Annotated in this window: 21 protein-coding genes and 1 pseudogene; 17 read left to right on the top strand and 5 right to left on the bottom strand. The window is 65.8% G+C overall.

What is annotated here, in order from left to right:
- Positions 1-3: 3 nt before the first annotated feature.
- Complete coding sequence (locus HTY61_RS02280; protein ID WP_175275270.1) at positions 4-1227, bottom strand: BtaA family protein; 1224 nt, start codon at positions 1225-1227, stop codon at positions 4-6.
- 26 nt (positions 1228-1253) lie between these two features.
- On the bottom strand, positions 1254-2102 hold the full coding sequence (locus tag HTY61_RS02275) for a UDP-2,3-diacylglucosamine diphosphatase (protein WP_175275269.1): 849 nt from the start codon (positions 2100-2102) through the stop codon (positions 1254-1256).
- Positions 2103-2352: 250 nt separating this feature from the next.
- Here HTY61_RS02275 and HTY61_RS02270 point away from each other — a divergent pair, with 250 nt between their 5' ends.
- From HTY61_RS02270 to HTY61_RS02250, 5 genes are read left to right on the top strand one after another with little or no spacing between them, the layout of a single operon-like run.
- Entirely contained in the window at positions 2353-2640 is a 288-nt protein-coding gene (locus HTY61_RS02270; protein ID WP_175275268.1) for a hypothetical protein, read from the top strand.
- Between the two features lie 27 nt (positions 2641-2667).
- Positions 2668-2808: a hypothetical protein gene (locus HTY61_RS02265; RefSeq protein WP_175275267.1), complete on the top strand. Its 141-nt coding sequence runs from the start codon at positions 2668-2670 to the stop codon at positions 2806-2808.
- A 46-nt stretch (positions 2809-2854) separates the two neighbouring features.
- Positions 2855-3124, top strand: a complete 270-nt coding sequence (locus HTY61_RS02260; protein ID WP_175275266.1) for a hypothetical protein — start codon at positions 2855-2857, stop codon at positions 3122-3124.
- On the top strand, positions 3121-3387 hold the full coding sequence (locus tag HTY61_RS02255) for a DUF1488 family protein (RefSeq protein ID WP_175275265.1): 267 nt from the start codon (positions 3121-3123) through the stop codon (positions 3385-3387). The genes HTY61_RS02260 and HTY61_RS02255 overlap by 4 nt, the downstream gene beginning before the upstream one ends.
- 9 nt (positions 3388-3396) lie before the next feature.
- The gene (locus tag HTY61_RS02250; protein WP_175275264.1) at positions 3397-4206 is read left to right on the top strand and encodes a transglutaminase-like domain-containing protein; all 810 of its coding nucleotides are present in this window, start codon (positions 3397-3399) and stop codon (positions 4204-4206) included.
- A gap of 320 nt (positions 4207-4526) precedes the next feature.
- On the opposite strand, the gene HTY61_RS02245 is transcribed toward HTY61_RS02250, so the two are convergent.
- The gene (locus tag HTY61_RS02245) at positions 4527-5207 is read right to left on the bottom strand and encodes a winged helix-turn-helix transcriptional regulator (RefSeq protein WP_175275263.1); all 681 of its coding nucleotides are present in this window, start codon (positions 5205-5207) and stop codon (positions 4527-4529) included.
- Between the two features lie 358 nt (positions 5208-5565).
- Here HTY61_RS02245 and HTY61_RS02240 point away from each other — a divergent pair, with 358 nt between their 5' ends.
- From HTY61_RS02240 to HTY61_RS02190, 12 genes and pseudogenes are all read left to right on the top strand, one after another.
- A complete protein-coding gene (locus HTY61_RS02240; protein WP_175275262.1) occupies positions 5566-6465 on the top strand; it encodes a class I SAM-dependent methyltransferase in 900 nt (299 codons plus the stop codon).
- Between the two features lie 26 nt (positions 6466-6491).
- Positions 6492-6647: a hypothetical protein gene (locus HTY61_RS02235; RefSeq protein WP_175275261.1), complete on the top strand. Its 156-nt coding sequence runs from the start codon at positions 6492-6494 to the stop codon at positions 6645-6647.
- Between the two features lie 84 nt (positions 6648-6731).
- Positions 6732-7292 carry an OsmC family protein gene (locus tag HTY61_RS02230; protein WP_175275260.1) on the top strand — a complete coding sequence of 187 codons (561 nt, stop codon included), beginning with the start codon at positions 6732-6734 and terminating at the stop codon, positions 7290-7292.
- 241 nt (positions 7293-7533) lie between these two features.
- Positions 7534-8769: an NAD(P)-binding domain-containing protein gene (locus HTY61_RS02225; RefSeq protein ID WP_175275259.1), complete on the top strand. Its 1236-nt coding sequence runs from the start codon at positions 7534-7536 to the stop codon at positions 8767-8769.
- Positions 8770-8782: 13 nt separating this feature from the next.
- Positions 8783-9352 (top strand): OsmC family protein, encoded by a 570-nt coding sequence (locus HTY61_RS02220; protein ID WP_175275258.1) that lies wholly within the window; start codon positions 8783-8785, stop codon positions 9350-9352.
- 167 nt (positions 9353-9519) lie between these two features.
- Positions 9520-9807, top strand: coding sequence for a hypothetical protein (locus HTY61_RS02215; RefSeq protein ID WP_175275257.1), 288 nt, complete (start codon positions 9520-9522; stop codon positions 9805-9807).
- 30 nt (positions 9808-9837) lie between these two features.
- Positions 9838-9963, top strand: coding sequence for a hypothetical protein (locus HTY61_RS19580; RefSeq protein WP_281367568.1), 126 nt, complete (start codon positions 9838-9840; stop codon positions 9961-9963).
- Between the two features lie 30 nt (positions 9964-9993).
- Positions 9994-10218 (top strand): hypothetical protein, encoded by a 225-nt coding sequence (locus HTY61_RS02210; RefSeq protein ID WP_175275256.1) that lies wholly within the window; start codon positions 9994-9996, stop codon positions 10216-10218.
- A 122-nt stretch (positions 10219-10340) separates the two neighbouring features.
- Positions 10341-10607, top strand: coding sequence for a DUF1488 family protein (locus HTY61_RS02205; protein ID WP_175275255.1), 267 nt, complete (start codon positions 10341-10343; stop codon positions 10605-10607).
- 9 nt (positions 10608-10616) lie between these two features.
- Positions 10617-11098, top strand: a pseudogene (locus tag HTY61_RS02200) (hypothetical protein).
- A 119-nt stretch (positions 11099-11217) separates the two neighbouring features.
- Positions 11218-13038 carry a hypothetical protein gene (locus HTY61_RS02195; protein ID WP_175275254.1) on the top strand — a complete coding sequence of 607 codons (1821 nt, stop codon included), beginning with the start codon at positions 11218-11220 and terminating at the stop codon, positions 13036-13038.
- Between the two features lie 51 nt (positions 13039-13089).
- Entirely contained in the window at positions 13090-13896 is an 807-nt protein-coding gene (locus HTY61_RS02190) for a hypothetical protein (protein WP_175275253.1), read from the top strand.
- A gap of 12 nt (positions 13897-13908) precedes the next feature.
- On the opposite strand, the gene HTY61_RS02185 is transcribed toward HTY61_RS02190, so the two are convergent.
- Together HTY61_RS02185 and HTY61_RS02180 are read right to left on the bottom strand one after the other, a co-directional pair.
- Complete coding sequence (locus HTY61_RS02185; RefSeq protein ID WP_175275252.1) at positions 13909-16485, bottom strand: GcvT family protein; 2577 nt, start codon at positions 16483-16485, stop codon at positions 13909-13911.
- The gene (locus HTY61_RS02180; protein ID WP_175275251.1) at positions 16482-16916 is read right to left on the bottom strand and encodes an endonuclease domain-containing protein; all 435 of its coding nucleotides are present in this window, start codon (positions 16914-16916) and stop codon (positions 16482-16484) included. The genes HTY61_RS02185 and HTY61_RS02180 overlap by 4 nt, the downstream gene beginning before the upstream one ends.
- Between the last annotated feature and the right edge of the window lie 162 nt (positions 16917-17078).

The following is a 17078-nucleotide window of genomic DNA, read 5'->3' as shown; positions in this document are numbered from 1 at the left end:
GCGCTACCCGTCCAGCGTGTAGAGGTGGAAGCCGCCGTAGATGGCCGAACGGTCGGCCCGCGTCCACGCCCTCGACCGTTCCGCGTGGTAGGTCCAGCGATCCAGGATCGCCCGGTCGACGTGGCCCGGCAGGATGGTCCCGATGCCCGCGGTGCGGAAGATGACGCGCGCGCCCGGCGCGGCCGTCCGCGTGATCTGCGACCACAGCTCGTTCAGTTGCCGGTCCGTCATCCAGTCCTGCGCATCCAGCAGAACGTAGCCGTGACGCGATCCCGCCGGCAATTCGCCGAGCAGGTCGGTCAGCGAGCGGTTGTGCACCGTCGCGCGCACCGCGTTTTCCTTCAGCGCGTCGAAATTCTCCTCGCGCAGATAGGGCGGCACCGGCCCGTTCTCGCCGTAGCCGCGGGCGACCGCCTGCCAGGCGAACCAGTTCTCCGACAGCGGGAAGTCGCAGAACAGCGCCCGCGTGCGCTCGCGCAGCACCGCCAGCATGTCGCCGTCCGCCGCGCCGGCCAGCGCGTCATATTGCTGCGGCGGGATGCCGAGCCCGATCAGCGACGCCTTGTTGCCGGCGATCCACCTGACCAGCCGCTTTTCGAACACCGGCGCGAGATTGGCTTCGAACCACGTCGCCTGCTCCTCGGGCGTCCGGCAGGCAAGAAAGCTCTTCAGGTCGACACCGAACAGCCCGGCCAGCAGATGCGCCGAACCGATGAAGCGGCCGAGCATTCCGTGCCGGTAGAAGCCGTCCTCGAACATCTCTATGCGCCGCCCGCCGATGCCGCGCCGCCCGTTCCAGTAGGAAAGCGTCGCCGCGTCGCAATGCGGCGCCACCAGCCGGTCGAACAGGTCGGCATTGCCGCGCACGTTGGCCCGCCCGAACATGGCGAAGAAGCTCTCGTGGTCCGGCAGATGACGCGCCGCGGCCAGCTTCATGCGGTTCAGCGCCACGTGGGCCGGGGACAGGTCGACCGCGGTGACGGAGTCCGGCCCAGCCGTCAGGTAGCTCATCATGTTGCAGCCGCCGGAAGCGATGCAGACGAGCCTGTGGTGCGGCTCGATTTCCAGCGCCGCCATGTCCACTTCCGGGTCCTCCCATATCTGGGGATAGACCAGCCCGTTGAATGCCTTCGAGAATATCCGCTCCAGCAGGCCGGTCTTCGACAGGGCGGAATTCCGGTGAACCGCAGCGCCAAGCTGTTCCCTGACCGTGATGGCATCGCTCATGTCTGTGCCGCTTTCCGTTCGGGCGGTCAGGCCGCCGTCTTCTGTCGTTGCCGTTTTGCCTTGCGCCCGTTCGCCTGCGGCATCACCGCCGGCAGCCTGCCGCGGTTGCGCTCGCGCATGATCGCCGACCAGTCGATCAGCCGCAGCGTGCCGTCGTGCTCCTCGACGATGGCCGTGCAGCTTTCCACCCAGTCGCCGGTGTTGACGTAGGTGATGCCGTTCATCTCGGTGAGCGCAGCATGATGGATGTGGCCGCAGACCACGCCGTCGACGCCGGCCTTGGCCGCCTCGGAGACGAGGATGGTTTCATAGGCGCCGATGAAATTGACCGCCTGCTTGACGCGCAGCTTCGCCCATCTGGACAGCGACCAGTACTGCCCGCCCCACAGCCGGCGCAGCCGGTTGAACCAGAAGTTCACCGCCAGCGCGATCGTGTAGGCCACGTCGCCGACATGGGCGAGCCACTTGGCGTTGACCACCACCATGTCGAACTGGTCGCCGTGGATGACCAGCAGCTTCCTGCCGTCGGCTGTCTCGTGGATGTCGCGGTTCTTCACCTCGATGCCGCCGAAATGCGTGCCGGGAAACTGCCGCATCACCTCGTCGTGGTTGCCGGGCACGTAGACGATCTCGGCCCCCTTGCGGCCCTTGCGCAGCAGCTTCTGCACCACGTCGTTGTGCACCTGCGGCCAGTACCAGCCGCGCTTCAGCCGCCAGCCGTCGAAGATGTCGCCGACGAGATAGATCTTCTCGGCGTCGTGCTCGCGCAGGAAATCCAGCAGCATGTCGGCGCGGCATCCCCGCGTTCCGAGGTGGATGTCGGAGAGAAAGAGCGTTCGGAACTTCTTTTCCTCGCCCGGCCTGTCGTCGCGCATCTGCATGACAGCCCAAAACCAGAGTCGCGTGACAGCCGTGTGACGGCATGCCGCCGGCGGCGTTTCGCAGCACAATTCGGAAGGGCCGGACGCGAATTGGCCACAATCGAAGCGCGACTGTGTTTCCGGGATACACACCGCGTGATCGCAACCTTCCGGGCAACGGCAGGGCCACGCGCCTCCTGCGCCGACAGGGCGGACGGCAGGCCTGTTTTCGCGGAACGGCCCTTCCGCCGCTTGGGACAATAAGATGCCAACTCGCACCCGCCGCACCACCGCAAGTTTCCGCCATTCCTTTTTCCTTGCGGCACTCGGCTCCCCGCAACCGGCGGGCGAATACGACATTGACGAGGATGAGCAGGCCGTCGAGGGAAGGTCCTGGGTCGCGTGGCACCGCGTCGCCACTTTCATCCACCTGCCCGCCAGGCGCGAGGGAGCCCGCAGTCGCCAGATGGTGAAGATAGACCACGCCGAACTCGAGGCCGCCCTCGTACTGGACGAGAAACGCGGCAGCGAACCGGAAAACCGCACTCAATGACAACCACGCATCCTGAAAGGATCGATCATGGCCAAGGGTCAGAAACGCAGCAACAAGGAAATCCGGAAACCGAAACAGGACAAGCCGGCCAAGCAGGCGGCTTCCTCGGACACCATGGCACCGTTGAGGACTTCCGGTGCCGGCGGCTTCACCGGCAAGAAGAAGTGATGCGGCCCCCGCCCTTTGGCGGGACGGCCCGGAACGGGAAAAACGGATGAGAATCGTTATCGAATACTGCCGCGACCGTCACCCCGACGCCGCGCTTGCCGTTGTCGACCGCGTTCATTGCGAGGCCGTCAGCCTCGCGGCGGCAAAGAGCATCGCCATCGCGATGGCGGCATCGCGCATGATACCGCCGGAGCCGGATCTGGTCCGCGTTCTCGACGAGCGGGGCATTGAGTTTTTCCGCCAGGGCATCGGTCCGGCAAACACTTCGGAACCGGCCCGGACGCCGGTCTCGACCGACCAGGAGACGGAACGATGACGCTGACCTTTCTCAACGAAAGCCGCTTTTATGATCCCGGACGCCGGCAGATCCGTTTTGTCGGGCATGACGGCATGTCGACAGTGCCGTTTCGCATCGACATCGATGCCATAGTGAAAAAGGCCCCCGATATGCCGGGAGACGAATCCCTTTTCCTGAATTCCTTCGACGGCAAGCGCGAATCCATCCGCAGCGTCGCGCGGGAGGCCTATTCCAACAGGCGGCAGACCGTCTATGTGCTGACCGCGGAAGATTTCCGCTAGAATGCGTCCATGCAGATCCGTTTCGGATACGAACTGACGGTCCAGTGCGAGCAGCCGACGCCCATGGTGTGCCTGATGGAAATCAGGCCCGAGCGCCGTGGCGACCTGGTTGCGCCTGAACGGCTGGTCTCCACGCCCGCCGTGCCGACGCACACCTATCTCGACATGTTCGGCAATGTCTGCCGACGCTTCACCGCGCCGGCGGGCGATTTCTCGCTTTGGGCCGATGCCACGATCTCCGATCCCGGCACCCTTGATCCCGCCTTTCCGGATGCAGCCGAGATCCCGGTCCCCGAGCTTCCTGACGAATGCATCGGTTATCTCATGGGTAGCCGCTATTGCGAAACCGACCGGCTGAGCCAGATCGCCTGGGACCTGTTCGGAAATGTCGAGCCCGGCTGGGGCCGCGTCCAGGCGATCTGCGATTTCGTCCACGACCATCTCGACTTCGACTACATGAAGGCGCGCGCCACCCGCACGGCGCTGGAAGCCTACAACGAGCGGGTCGGCGTCTGCCGCGATTACGCCCACCTCGCCATCACGCTCTGCCGCTGCATGAACATCCCGGCGCGCTACGTGAACGGCCATCTCGGCGATATCGGCGTGCCGATCCTCGACCCGATGGATTTCTCCGCCTGGATGGAGGTCTATCTCGGCGGCCGCTGGCACGTTTTCGACCCGCGCAACAACATGCCGCGCATCGGCCGCATCGTCGTCGCCCGCGGCCGCGACGCCGCCGATGTCCCGCTGATCAACTCCTTCGGCCCGCACGTCCTGAAGAACTTCCGCGTCTGGACCTACGACGTCACCGGGCCTTAGGCCGCCGGCAGGAATTCGATGACGTGTTTCGCCCCCGGCCATGCGGTCGAAAGCGGGCCTGACGGATTTTTCGCGTTTTCCGGGCAAAGTTGTCGCGATTCCGGATCGCGGCTGCCTCATGCGGATACTGTCTCTGATTGGATCGACGGCCTTGCTCATCGCGCTCGGCGACTGGATCTTCGGTCGCCTGTTCGGCGGCGGTTTCCTCGTCCGCGCCGGCGGCACGGTTGTCGCGCTCGCCCTGCTCGCCGTCCCGCCCCTCCTTGCCGATGCCCGGCTCGACGGGGCGGACCGCCGGTCCGCATTCGCCATCGTCAGCGCTAGGCCGGCTCGCGCGGCGAATCCACGAATACACTGGCACGCAGCCAGGCGGAAACGTTCCGGGTCAGGTAGACATCCCCTTCGATGGACAGGTCGCCGGCCTTGATCGCGTCGCGATAGGTGCGGTCTCCCATCCAGACCTCGGTCATCGTGCGCACCGTGCAGTTGAAGTAGACGTCGACATCCTTGCCCGGGTCACGAAGGCAGACCTCCGCCTTCTCGGGGTTCACGATGATCCACCAGTCGCTTTGATCGGCAATGTCCGAGAAGCGGAACTTGATGATCGTCTCGGCGCCCTTGATCTTGTCCCTGTCTATGCTTCTTTCGAGATAGAGCATCAGGAGCTCCGGGTCGAAGTCCTCGGCAAACATCGTTTGCCGGGCCCATACGATCCCCCATTCGCCGAGCGCGACAAGAACCGGCAGCAGCGCCTCGCAGGCCTCCGAGGGAAAATACTCGAACCCCTTTTGCCCGGGGATCCGCCGCCTGATGACCAAGCCGTGCTGTTCCAGCCCCTTGAGGCGGCTGGTCAGAAGCGCGGGAGAAATGTCCCCGAGGCCCCGTTGCAGCGTGTTGAATCGCCGCGCGCCCATGAGGATTTCTCGCAGGATCAGGATCGTCCATCTCTCGCCGAGAACCTCGCACGCCTTCGCGATGGGACAGAACTGGTTGTAGTTCATCTGCTCACCCTCTCCACGGCGCGGACGCCCCGAGCTTCACAAATTGTAGCAGGATTCTCCGATTTCTGTAGCTGAATCCTTCACTCCCTGAAGCAGAACCCGCCCGTCCGCTCCGCTATTCGTCCTGTCACCGGCCGAGGGACAGCCCCGACGCCACCGACACAGGACAAAGATCAGATGTTCAACCCGCGCAAAATCATTCGCCGTGAATTCGGCCCCATCCGCCTTGTTCGCGAGCGCCGCGCCGAGCGGTCCGCGCAGGCGAGATGGGACGCCCCGGCCCACTGGTCCCGCTGACCGCCGGCACCCCCGGCCTGAAAAGCCGGACCGATACGCAATCACACCAAGGACATTCGACATGACCATCAACCCGACATTCGCGGCGCCCTCCGCCGCACACGAGCAGCCCTCCCCGCTCGTCGATTTCTGGAACGATATTCTGGCCCCGAAATTCATCCGCTACCGCCATATCCTGGTCGGCGGCCTGTCCCGCCACAGCGCGGCCGTGATGCCGGCGCTCGGCATCGCACCCGGCAGCAGCGTCCTCGATGTCGGCTGCGGCTTCGGCGATACCGCCATCGAGATCGCCCATCGCGTCGCCCCGGGCGGCCATGTCGTCGGCATCGACTGCTGCCAGGCCTTTCTCGACATCGCGTGGAACTGCGCCGAGTTCAGCCTCGCCCCCAACATCCACTTCGCGGCCCGCGACGCGGAACGCGGGCTGGAGGAAAACGCCTACGACTTCGTGTTTTCCCGCTTCGGAACCATGTTCTTCATGAACCCGGTCGCCGGGCTCCGCTCGATGCGCAAGGCGCTGAAACCCGGCGGCCGCGTGGCCCACATCGTCTGGCGCCGCCGCGAGGACAATCCCTGGCTCAACGAGCCGCACCAGGTGGTCCGCCGGTTCCTGCCGCCTCCCGGCGAGGAAGCGCTGACCTGTGGCCCCGGCCCCTTCTCGATGGCCAGCGAAGACGTCACCCGCGCCCAGATGGAGGCCGCCGGCTTCACCGACATCGCCTTCAGGCGCATCGACGCGAAGGTGCTGGTCGGACGCGACATCGAGGACGCGATCGGCTTCCAGCTCGCCATCGGGCCCGCCGGGGAAACATTCCGCGAGGCCGGCGAGCTTGGACAGGCCCGCCGCGCCGGGATCGTGCGCGCCCTCGAAGAGCTTTTCTCCGGCGTGGAGACCACGCCCGAAGGCCTCTGGATGGACAGTTCGTCCTGGCTGATCACCGCCCGCTCTCCCGGGTCCTGATCGACTGCAACCGAAGGAAAACCGAGATGAAAAACCCCGTTTCCAGGCGTTTTCACGCCCTGATTTCCGCAGCGAACGGAAAAACCAATTCCGGCATGGGTTCGCAGATTTCCGGCATCGACCGACCGAAAGACGGTCATCGCCGGACGCTGCTTCCCGCTCACCTGCTGGTCCTGCGTTAGGGCCGGCATGGCGCGGCCGCCGGAAACCTGGCCGCGTCCCCATCGAGACTGAAACCAACTCTGAAAACCCGAAAGGAAAATACCATGAATATCGCAACCACCATCGCCGACAACGGCGTCAACACCGAAGCTCTCATCGGCGCCCGCGGCGCTTTCGCAGAGGCCCCGCAGGCCGCCCGGTTCACCTTCCGCAGCACCTGCGACTGGGTCGAGGGCACCTACAGCTCCAACGCCATCAACGGCTATTTCGGCCTTGGCGAGGAGCACCAGCGCGCCAAGACCTTCAGGATCGAGTCCGACCATCCCGTCGTCTTCGCCGCGGCCGACCGCGCCCCGACCCCGACGGAGATCGTGCTCTCGGCCCTGGCCAGCTGCCTGACCGGCGGTGTCGCCGCCGTCGCCCAGCATCGCGGCATCCAGCTCAAGTCGGTCCGCGCCGTCGTGGAAGGCGATATCGATGTGCAGGGCATCCTCGGAATGGACCCGGAAATCCGCAACGGCTTCTCGTCCATCCGCGTGCGCTTCGAAATCGACGCCGATGCCAGTCGCGAGGATATCGAGGCACTGGTCGCCCAGTCGCAGAAGCGCTCGGCCGTGTTCGACATCCTGACCAACCCCACCAGCGTCGCGGTTTCCGTGGCCTGACGCCCCACGACAACCGGCCGGGGCACGTGTCCCGGCCGCAATTGCCGACCTCCCCGAAACGAAAGGAATAAACAGATGTACATCGCCCCCGAACACCTGCGCGGCGCTGCCCGCTTCGACCTCGGCCGTTACAAGCCGTTCGCCATCGCGCCGAAGGCACGCTCCGGCCCGATCCCCCGCAAGGCCCGCTGATCGCGGCCCGGCGGCAAGCCTCCGCAAACCCGGACAAGGAGCAGATGCAATGAGACGCATTTCCACGGTTGTCATCGGCGCCGGCCAGGCCGGCCTTGCGATGAGCCACTGCCTGTCGCAGCGCGGCATTGCCCACGTGGTGCTCGAGCGTGGCGAAGTAGCGAACTCCTGGCGCCGCGAGCGCTGGGACAGCCTGCGGCTCCTCACACCCAACTGGCAGAGCCGGCTTCCCGGCTTCGCCTATGCGGGACCCGACCCGGACGGCTTCATGTCGATGCCGGAAATCGTCGGCTACCTCGGCGACTACGCGGCGGCCAGCGCCGCGCCCGTCGAGCCTTTCACGACGGTCCGTTCCGTCACGGCGGAAGGCGGCGGTTACCGCGTTTCGACGGACCGTGGCGAATGGTCATGCCGCAACCTCGTCATCGCGACCGGCGCCTGCGCCGTCGCGAACGTTCCCGCGCTGGCGGCCGGGCTGCCCGGGGATATCCTGCAGCTGACGCCGTTCGGCTATCGCGGCCCCGGCCAGCTGCCGCCCGGCGGCGTCCTGGTTGTCGGCGCATCCGCCACCGGCGTCCAGCTTGCGGACGAGATCCGCGCCGCCGGACACGAGGTCACGCTGGCCGCCGGCGAGCATATCCGCATGCCGCGCCATTACCGTGGCCGCGACATCCAGTGGTGGATGGAGCGCGCCGGCATCCACGGCACGACCATCGACGAGGTCGACGATATCGACCGCGCCCGCCGCGTCCCCTCGCTGCAGCTTGTCGGATCGTCGGCACGGCAATTCCTCGATCTGAATGCCCTGCAAGGCGACGGCATCGAGATCGTCGGCCGCCTGGCGGGCATCCGCGACGGCCGGGTGCTGTTCTCGGGCGCCCTCGCCAATCACTGCGCGCTCTCGGATCTCAAGATGAACCGCCTGCTGGCCGCGCTCGACGACTGGGCGCTGCAGGAAGGTTTGGACGGCCTCGATCCGGCAGAACGCTTCGATCCGACCGCCTGCCCGTCCGCTCCGCGCCTGGCCTGCGACCTGTCGCGCGGCAGGTACCGGACGGTGATCTGGGCGACCGGTTTCCGACCGGATTATGCCTGGCTGCACCTGCCGGTCTTCGACGCCAGGGGACGTCTCGCCCATCGCGGCGGGCATGTCCTGCCCGGCCTCTACGTTCTCGGCCTGCCCTTCATGCGTCGCCGCAACTCCGCGCTTATCGACGGCGTCGGCGCCGATGCCGAAGTGCTGGCCGATCACATCACTCGAACCCGCGGCAGGATGGCCGCATGAAATGGAGACTCACATGCTTGATATGAAAACGAAAACTGAAGACTTCGCGGCCCAGCCGGACCGCGACAGGGTGATACGCGAAACCCAGAACGGCGTCATCGCACGGATGAAGGCCCGGCCGGAGGATGCGAAAAGCACGCTCGTGACCACCGGCCGGATCGATGATGGCCTCGCCTGCACGGTCGAGCAGGGACGTTTCTCGACCGTCACCGATCTCGGCCGCGGCATGGGCGGCGATGCGTCCGCCCCGCCGCCGGGCTTCCATGCCCGCGTCGCGATCGTCGGCTGTGTCGGCATGGCGATCAAGATGCTCGCCGCGCGCGAAGGACTGGTCTTTCGCAGCGTCGAGGTCACGGTCGAGACCGATTTCGACGACAGCGCCATCTTTGGGCTCGGCTCGTCCCCGGCCGGGCCGCTCGAGACCCGCGTCGACATCCGGGTCGAAAGCGACGAGGACGAGGCAACCGTGCGGGAACTCGTCGACCGCACCCTGGCCATGGACCCGTGGTACCTCGCCCTGCGCGACGCGCAGAGGGTCCTGCCTAAGCTGACGGTCAGCGGCGGCGCGGACGGACGCGAATAAGCCACATTCGCGGCGCGATCATGCCGGGCGCGATTCCCGAAACCGCGCCCGGTGCCCTCCTGCAGGATGGGAGCGGCATCTTCTTGCGTTTCCTGCGCTGGCACCGGCGAAGACGAGCGGTGCATCCTTTTCCGCGGAACAGCTCTTCCGCCACTCGGGACCATCAGATGCAGACACGCACCCGCCGCTCCACCGCATGCTTCCTTCATCCCTTTGTCCTGGCCGGCCTCGGCGATGCCCAGCCGCCGGGTGAATTTGACATCGACGAGGACGAGCAGGTGGTCGAGGGCCTGTCATGGATCGCATGGCACCGCACCGCGACCTTCATCCACCTTCACGCCGGTCACGCAGGCGCGCGCACCCGGCAGATGGTGGAAATCGACCATGCCGACCTCGAGCAGGCGCTCGAACTTGACCGTAAGCGCGGCGACGGCCCCGAAAACGACATTCTGTGACACCCACGCATCCACAAGGGAGCTATCATCATGGCCAAGGGTCAGAAACGCAGTAACAAGGAAGTCCGCAAACCCAAGCAGGCAATGTCCGCAAGCGCCATGTCGCCGGTGAAGATCGTCGAGGCCGCCGGGTTTTCCGCCAGGAAGAAGAAGTAAACCCACGACTTTCCGTGCAGGGCGAAGCGGATGAGAATTACGATCGAATACTGCCGTACCCGTCTGCCCGGCACCATGCTCGCCGTCATTGACCGCGTCCGCTGCGACGCCGTCAGCCAGGCGGCGGCAAGAAGCATCGCGCTCGTGCTGGCCGCCTCGCGCAGCATGCCGCAGACACCCGATCTCGTCCGCATCCTTGACGAGGACGGAACCGAATTCTTCCGCGGCGCCATCGACACGCCCCGGGAAACATGACACTGGACCCGTTCGGGCCCGTCGAAGAGCGATCGCGAAATGGCGCCCGTACCCGCCCATCGGGCTCCGGTCGCCGCGGCGTCGAACCCGTTTGAACACCCGTATTTGGAGAACATCGCACGATGACGCTGGCATTTCCCAACAGAAGCAGGAACTACGACGACACCCGCCGCCAGGTGCGCTTCTTCGGCTATGAAGGGATGCGCACCATCCCCTTCCGTGTCGATGTCGACGCGATTGCCGACCAGGTGGCCCCTGACGCAAACGAGGAAGCCGCCTATCTCGCCGCTTTCGACAGGAACCGCGCCTCCATAGAAAAGGCCGCGTCCAAGGCGCATTCCAACAGCCAGAAGCCGGAATACATCCTGACGTCCGCCAATTTCCGCTAGAATTCCTTCATGCTGATCCGTTTCGGTTACGCATTACCGTTCAGTGCGAGCAGCCGACGCCCATGGTGTGCCTGATGGAAATCAGGCCCGAGCGCCGTGGTGACCTGGTTGCGCCCGAACGGCGGGTCTCAACGCCCGCCGTGCCGACGCACACCTATCTCGACATGTTCGGCAATGTCTGCCGCCGCTTCACCGCGCCCGCCGGGGAATTCTCGCTCTGGGCCGACTCTGCCGTCTCCGATCCCGGCACCGACGATCCCGCCTTTCCCGATGCCGAGGAAATCCCGGTGCAGGACCTGCCGGACGAATGCCTCGCCTGTCTGCTCGGCGGCCGCTGGCACGTTTTCGACCCGCGCAACAACATGCCGCGCATCGGCCGCATCGTCGTCGCCCGCGGCCGCGACGCCGCCGATGTCCCGCTGATCAACTCCTTCGGCCCGCACGTCCTGAAGAACTTCCGCGTCTGGACCTACGACGTCACCGGGCCTTAGGCCGCCGGCAGGAATTCGATGACGTATTTCGCCCCCCAGCCATGCAGTCGAAAGCGGGCCTGACGGATTTTTCACGTTTTCCGGGCAAAGTCGTCGCGATTCCAGATCGGGGCTGCCTCATGCGGATACTTTCATTGCTGGTCTCGAAAGGCCTGCTCATCATCCTCGGCCTCTCCGCGGCGATCACCCTGCTCGCGCCGAGCATCGTGTCCGTCGCGATGATCACCATCATCGGCATCCCGCTCGGCATCTACCTCGCGCTCGCCCCGACACTGTTTCTCGTCGCGCTCGGCGCCTGGATTTTCGGCCGCCTGTTCGGCGGCGGTTTCCTTGTTCGCGCCGGCGGCGCAATCGTTGCGCTCGCCCTGCTCGCCGTCCCGCCGCTCCTGGCCAATGCCCGGCTCGACGCGGCGGCCCGGCAGCTTGCCATGGATGATCACGACGACCTTGCACGGACCGAAGCCCGCGTCATCGCTTTCCGTTTCGGCCGGCTCGGCGCATCGAAACCGCAACCCCTGCGCTGCGACGGCCTGTGCCAGCGCCTGTTGCTGAACGGCGTCGCGGACCGCGTGCTGTATATCCGCGAGGACGTCTCGAACCCGCCCGCGCCGGGCACGGTCGCCGCGGCCTACCGCATGGAGCGACGCGGCACCTGCCCTGACATCGAGTTGCCGCGAAATGACCCCGTGAAGCTGGATGGCGAACGCCGGAACCGCGACGGGAAAAATGTGGCCGAGCTGATGAACATCCGCATCGCGGCGGGCACCTGCCTTGTGGCAGAGGAAGCCCCGCTCGGCGAGGCCGGCCTGGTCGTCTCCTCCGGCGCGATCAAGCGTGGCATGAGCGATATTTCCGCCGGCCTCGATATCTTCGCCGACACGGTGTCCGCCGGTCGCCTCACTCTGCACGAACGCGACGGCGCCGCCTTCAGGGAAACCTTCCGCGAGACATCGGTCGCCTACCGCAGGCTCTGGCATCTCTACATGCCGAGCGTCGTCGGCGGGGCCGAGCTGCGCATGTATCCCGGCCTCGTCCGCCGCAAGGAACAAAGCGGCGGCGAAAACGCGTCATCGGAAAACATCGGGGGGTTCCTCGCCGAACGGCTCGGCTGGGATCTCGCGCTCCGGCAGGACGACGCAGATGAAGCCATGCGGCGTCTCCTGGTCGAAGCGCTGGATGACGACCGGGCGGAGGTGCCCTCCGCCCTCGCGGCGGATTTCTTCGTTCGCATCCGGAAGTCCCGCACCATGTCGCCGGCGGACCGCGTGCTATCCCGGCGCATCCTCGCCGACCGGCGCTTCGCCGTGCCGGAAGCGGCCTTTGCCGCCGTGCTGTATGCGGGAGACGCGCCCAAAACCCATTTCAGCGCCATCGCCGCCACGGCGTTCGAACGGCTTCGCGATCTGTCCGCCGTCGAACCGGGTGCGAACGCAAGGGGATGGTTGCAACAGGTCCGGAGCCTCGGCATTGTCGTATCGCGCCTGCCGCGCGAGACGATCCTTTCCCGCCGTGGCGACCTTGAATGGCTGGCCCGCGAGGAACGCCTGCGCGTTCCGGCCTATGCCGCGCTCACGCGCCTGTCTGAGTTCGGGGCAGAGGGTGCCGACACGTTGCTCTGGCTGATCGACGACGCCTGGCGTTTCCGCGGCAAGGGCCCGAACGCGTGGCAGCATCCCTATCTCGCCGGTGTCATAGGCCTGTGCCGCGCCGGTACCGCCGCCGGCGATGCCGTCGGCCCGTTCATCGACCGCATGGCCTCCGGAAGGATCGTCCAGCACGGCAGCTACTGGGACCTGAACATCAATACCCTCTTCGCACTCGGCGCCGGGATGGAGGACATCCGCGCAGCCGTCGAATTCGGGGAAAGCGGCCGCACCGCGAAGCGCTTCGAGCGCGAAATCGACCGCGCCCGCAGGAAGGGCCCCGACTGCACCTATTGACGGGGCGCCCACATTGCGCGCCTCAATTTCCTGATGATAGACTTTCGCATCATGGCGCCACCTAAAACCATTCGGAATGGAACGCTCGGTAAGAGGGAACTTAGGCTCGTCGAAAAGGACGGAACCTATTTCGGGCTAGCTGACGGGAAAATTTGCGTCGAAGGCGACGACGCCGACGATGTTTGGCGGCGTCTGCACGATGAATCCGGAAAGTCCGATCCCGATTATTTCGGATACTCGGGAGCTCGGAATCGATTTTTGAAATTTTTTCCCAACGGCTTCCACTCGGATGGCTACGCGTTACAGGAACGCGACTACAAGGTCGCCGCAAAGCAGAAACTGGACACTTCCGCGCCGCTCGAGGCCTCGGCAAATGGTACCGGATTTGGCGAGGCGATCCTTTCCGCCTACCGCTCCACAAATCTCTTGTCGCCCTTCGAGAAAACCCGACTTCAGGCCGTTCTACGTGGCCCCCGAGCCGACCGGTTTGTCAGTGCCGCGGCAAAGTTCACGCTTGCCCCTTCGGAATCGGCGCTACACGACCTTTCGACCATTCTTAAACCAGACGATTGTGCCAAGTGGACGGTCGTCACCTACCTGCCGTTTCTCTGGCAGCCAGACAAACATATCTTCCTCAAACCCGAAGTCACGAAGGACTACGCCACTCGGGTCGGCCATCCCTTCGCATCGATCTACACGCCGAGCCTCGACTTCAACGTCTATGCGTCGCTGCTGGATCTTCGGCAACGCACCGAAATGGAGCTCGCGGACCTGAAACCTCGGGACGGAATAGATATCCAGAGCTTTATCTGGATCGTTGGTGACTACCGAGAAGGTCGCGAGGCTGTTTACGAATAGGTAGTCGCCACCCTACCCCCGCATCCGCTCGCCCGCCGGGTCGAAGGGCGGCTCCACCGCGATCCTCGCCGGGCAGCGCTCGCCCAGGATCTCGATCTCGAACAGCCCCTCCTCCGCGCGCCCGGCCAGTGCCGCCGGCAGGTAGCCCTGCGCCATCGACAGCCCGACGCCATGCGCGTAGCCGCCCGACGTCACCCAGCCGACCACCCGCCAGTCGCCGTCGGCGATGCCGCGCACCGAGGCGGCGCCGAAATCGGCCGCTGACGGCCCCGCTTCCCTGCCGTCCGGGCCGGTGCGCCTCGGCCCGTATCCGTGCGATTCCTCCACCGTCCCGTAGTCCGTGTCGCCGACCTTCGCCCAGATCGGCTCGTCGCCCATCACGTCGGCGTCCGTGGCATCCACGATCATCGAGACGCGGCGCAGCCTCGGCCCCTCGGCCTGTTCCCTTGCCGCCGCCTCCCGGCCGATGAAGTCGCCCTTGTCGAGTTTCACGAAGCGCTCCATCGCGCCCTCGAACGGCCCGTAGATCGGCCGCAACTCGTGCCCCCAGGTCGGGAAGTTCTTCTCCAGCCGCATGGAAAGCAGCGCCCGCATGCCGAAATCCCTGATCCCGAACTCCTCGCCCGCCTCCTTGATGGCGCGGTAGACCGTCCGCTCGTAGGCGGGCTGCATCCAGATCTCGTAGCCGAGATCGCCGGTATAGGAGATCCGGTTGACCATGCACGGCGCCGCGCCGACCGCCATCTCGCGGAAATCCATGAAGCGGAAGGCCCCGTTCGAGACGTCCTCGTCCACGAGTTTCGCCAGCACGTCCCGGCTCCTCGGTCCGGCGATCGACAGGCCGACGAGCGTCTGGTCGAAGCGGTGGATGCGCACGCTGCCGTCCCTCGGCATGTGCCGTTCGAACCAGCGCATGTGATAAATCTGCGCCGCGCTCGATCCCCACACCATGAAGCGGTCGTCGTCCGCCCGGGCGATGGTGAAGTCGCCGATCAGCTTGCCGAACTCGTTGAGCATCGGCGAGAGCGCGAGGCGCCCCCTTTTCGGCAGCCTGTTGGTCAGCAGCCGATCGAGAAAGGCCTCCGCCCCGGGTCCGCTGATCTCGTACTTGGCGAAATTGGCGATCTCGGTCACGCCGACGCGCTCGCGCACCGCTTTCACTTCCTCGCCTATATGCTTGAAATCGTTGGAGCGATGGAACGAGACGACATCATGCGCCTCGTCCTTCGACGGCGCGAACCACAGCGGCGTCTCCAGCCCCCAGGAGTCGCCCATCACGGCGTTGTTCTCGTTCACCATGATGTCGTAAAGCGGCGTGGTCTGGGCGGGCCGCGCCGCCGGCAGTTCCTCGTTGGGAAAGCGGATGCGGAAGCGCCGCGAATAGTTCTCGCGCACCTTGGCGTTGGTGTAGCGCAGCGTCGCCCATTCGCCGAAGCGCGACACGTCCATGCCCCACACGTCGGCGCCCGGGTCGCCGGTCGTCATCCAGTTGGCCAGCGTCAGCCCGACGCCGCCGCCCTGGCTGAACCCGGCCATCACCGCGCAGGCCGACCAGAAATTGGTCAGCCCCGGCACCGGCCCGACCAGCGGGTTGCCGTCCGGCGCGAAGGTGAACGGCCCGTTGATGATCTGCTTGATGCCGGCCCGCTCCAGCGCCGGGAAGTGGCTGAACCCCACCTCCAGCGACGGCGCGATGCGGTCGATGTCCGGCTGCAATAATTCATGGCCGAAATCCCACGGCGTCTCGACCGGCGACCACGGCTTGCAGGCCCGCTCGTAGGTGCCCAGCAGCATCCCCCTGCGTTCCTGCCGCGTGTAGATCTCGCCCTTGAAGTCGATGACGTGGCACAGCTCGCGCCCCGTCGCCTCGTTGTACTCGACCACCTCCGGCATGTCCTCGGTCAGCAGGTACATGTGCTCCATCGCCAGCACCGGCAGCTCGAGGCCGACCATGCGGCCGATCTCGCGCGCCCACAGCCCGCCGGCATTGACCACGTGCTCGGCCCGCACCGTCCCCTGCTCGGTCACCACGTTCCATGTGCCGTCCGCGTCCTGCGTCAGTTCCTTCACCGGGTTGCGCAGCACGATCTCCGCGCCCAGCATCCGCGCCGCCTTGGCATAGGCATGCGTCGTGCCCGACGGGTCGAGATGCCCCTCCACCGGGTCCCACAGCGCGCCGACGAATTTCGTCTCGTCCATGATCGGGAACATCGCCTTGGCCTCGGCCGGCGTCACCAGTTCCGTGTCCATGCCGAGATAGCGGCACTTGGCGTGCACCTGCCGCAGGAAGTCCATGCGCTCCGGCGTGTCGGCCATCTGGAAGCCGCCGACGAGATGCAGCGAGCAGGACTGGCCGGTCATCGCCTCCAGTTCCTCGTAAAGCGAGATCGTGTAGGCCTGCAGCTTGGCGACGTTCGGATCGCCGTTCAGCGTGTGGAACCCGCCCGCCGCGTGCCATGTCGAGCCGGAGGTCAGCTCCGAGCGCTCGATCAGCATGATGTCGGTCCAGCCGGCCTTGGCCAGGTGGTAGAGCACCGAGCAGCCGACGACCCCGCCCCCGATGACGACAACGCGCGTGTTGGTTTTCATGGTCTGCCCCTCCCTCGACGAAACGCCATCTTGTAATTCATGTCGGGCGCGTCCGTGTTCTCGGCCAGGCGCCCCTCCAGGGCCTCCACGATGGAGGCCAGAACCTCTTGCCGGTCCCGCAGCATGTCCACGGACCAGAAACGCAGTACCGAGTATCCGGCCGCGTTGAGGAACGCGTCGCGCCGTTCGTCATGTGCACTGCCCGCGTGCTGGCTGCCGTCGAGCTCGACAACGAGTTTCGCCTCGCGGCAGAGAAAATCGGCGAAATAGGGGCCGACCGGAAACTGTCGCACGAACTTGAACCCGTTCAGCCGCCGCGCTTTCAGTTCCGTCCACAGAAGCGCCTCTGCCTGGTTGCCGGCCGAGCGGAATTGGCGCGCCCGCATGGTGACGCCGGGCTTCCTGCGGCTTCTGGAGGGCTTCTCCGACATGCGGCCAGTTTCCCCCTCTCCGGTTTGCTTTGCAAACCACCTCTCCCCCACTACGTGGGGGCGAGGAAAGGCGTCGCGCCCGCCACCGCTTCCTCGCCCCCCTTCGGGGGGAGAGGTGTCGAGCGCAGCGAGACGGAGAGGGGGGCCGAAAGCCGCCGGCAC

The sequence above is a fragment of the Oricola thermophila genome (genome assembly GCF_013358405.1).
In the GTDB taxonomy this organism is placed as follows: domain Bacteria; phylum Pseudomonadota; class Alphaproteobacteria; order Rhizobiales; family Rhizobiaceae; genus Oricola; species Oricola thermophila.
This window is presented reverse-complemented; position numbering and strand designations above follow the sequence as displayed.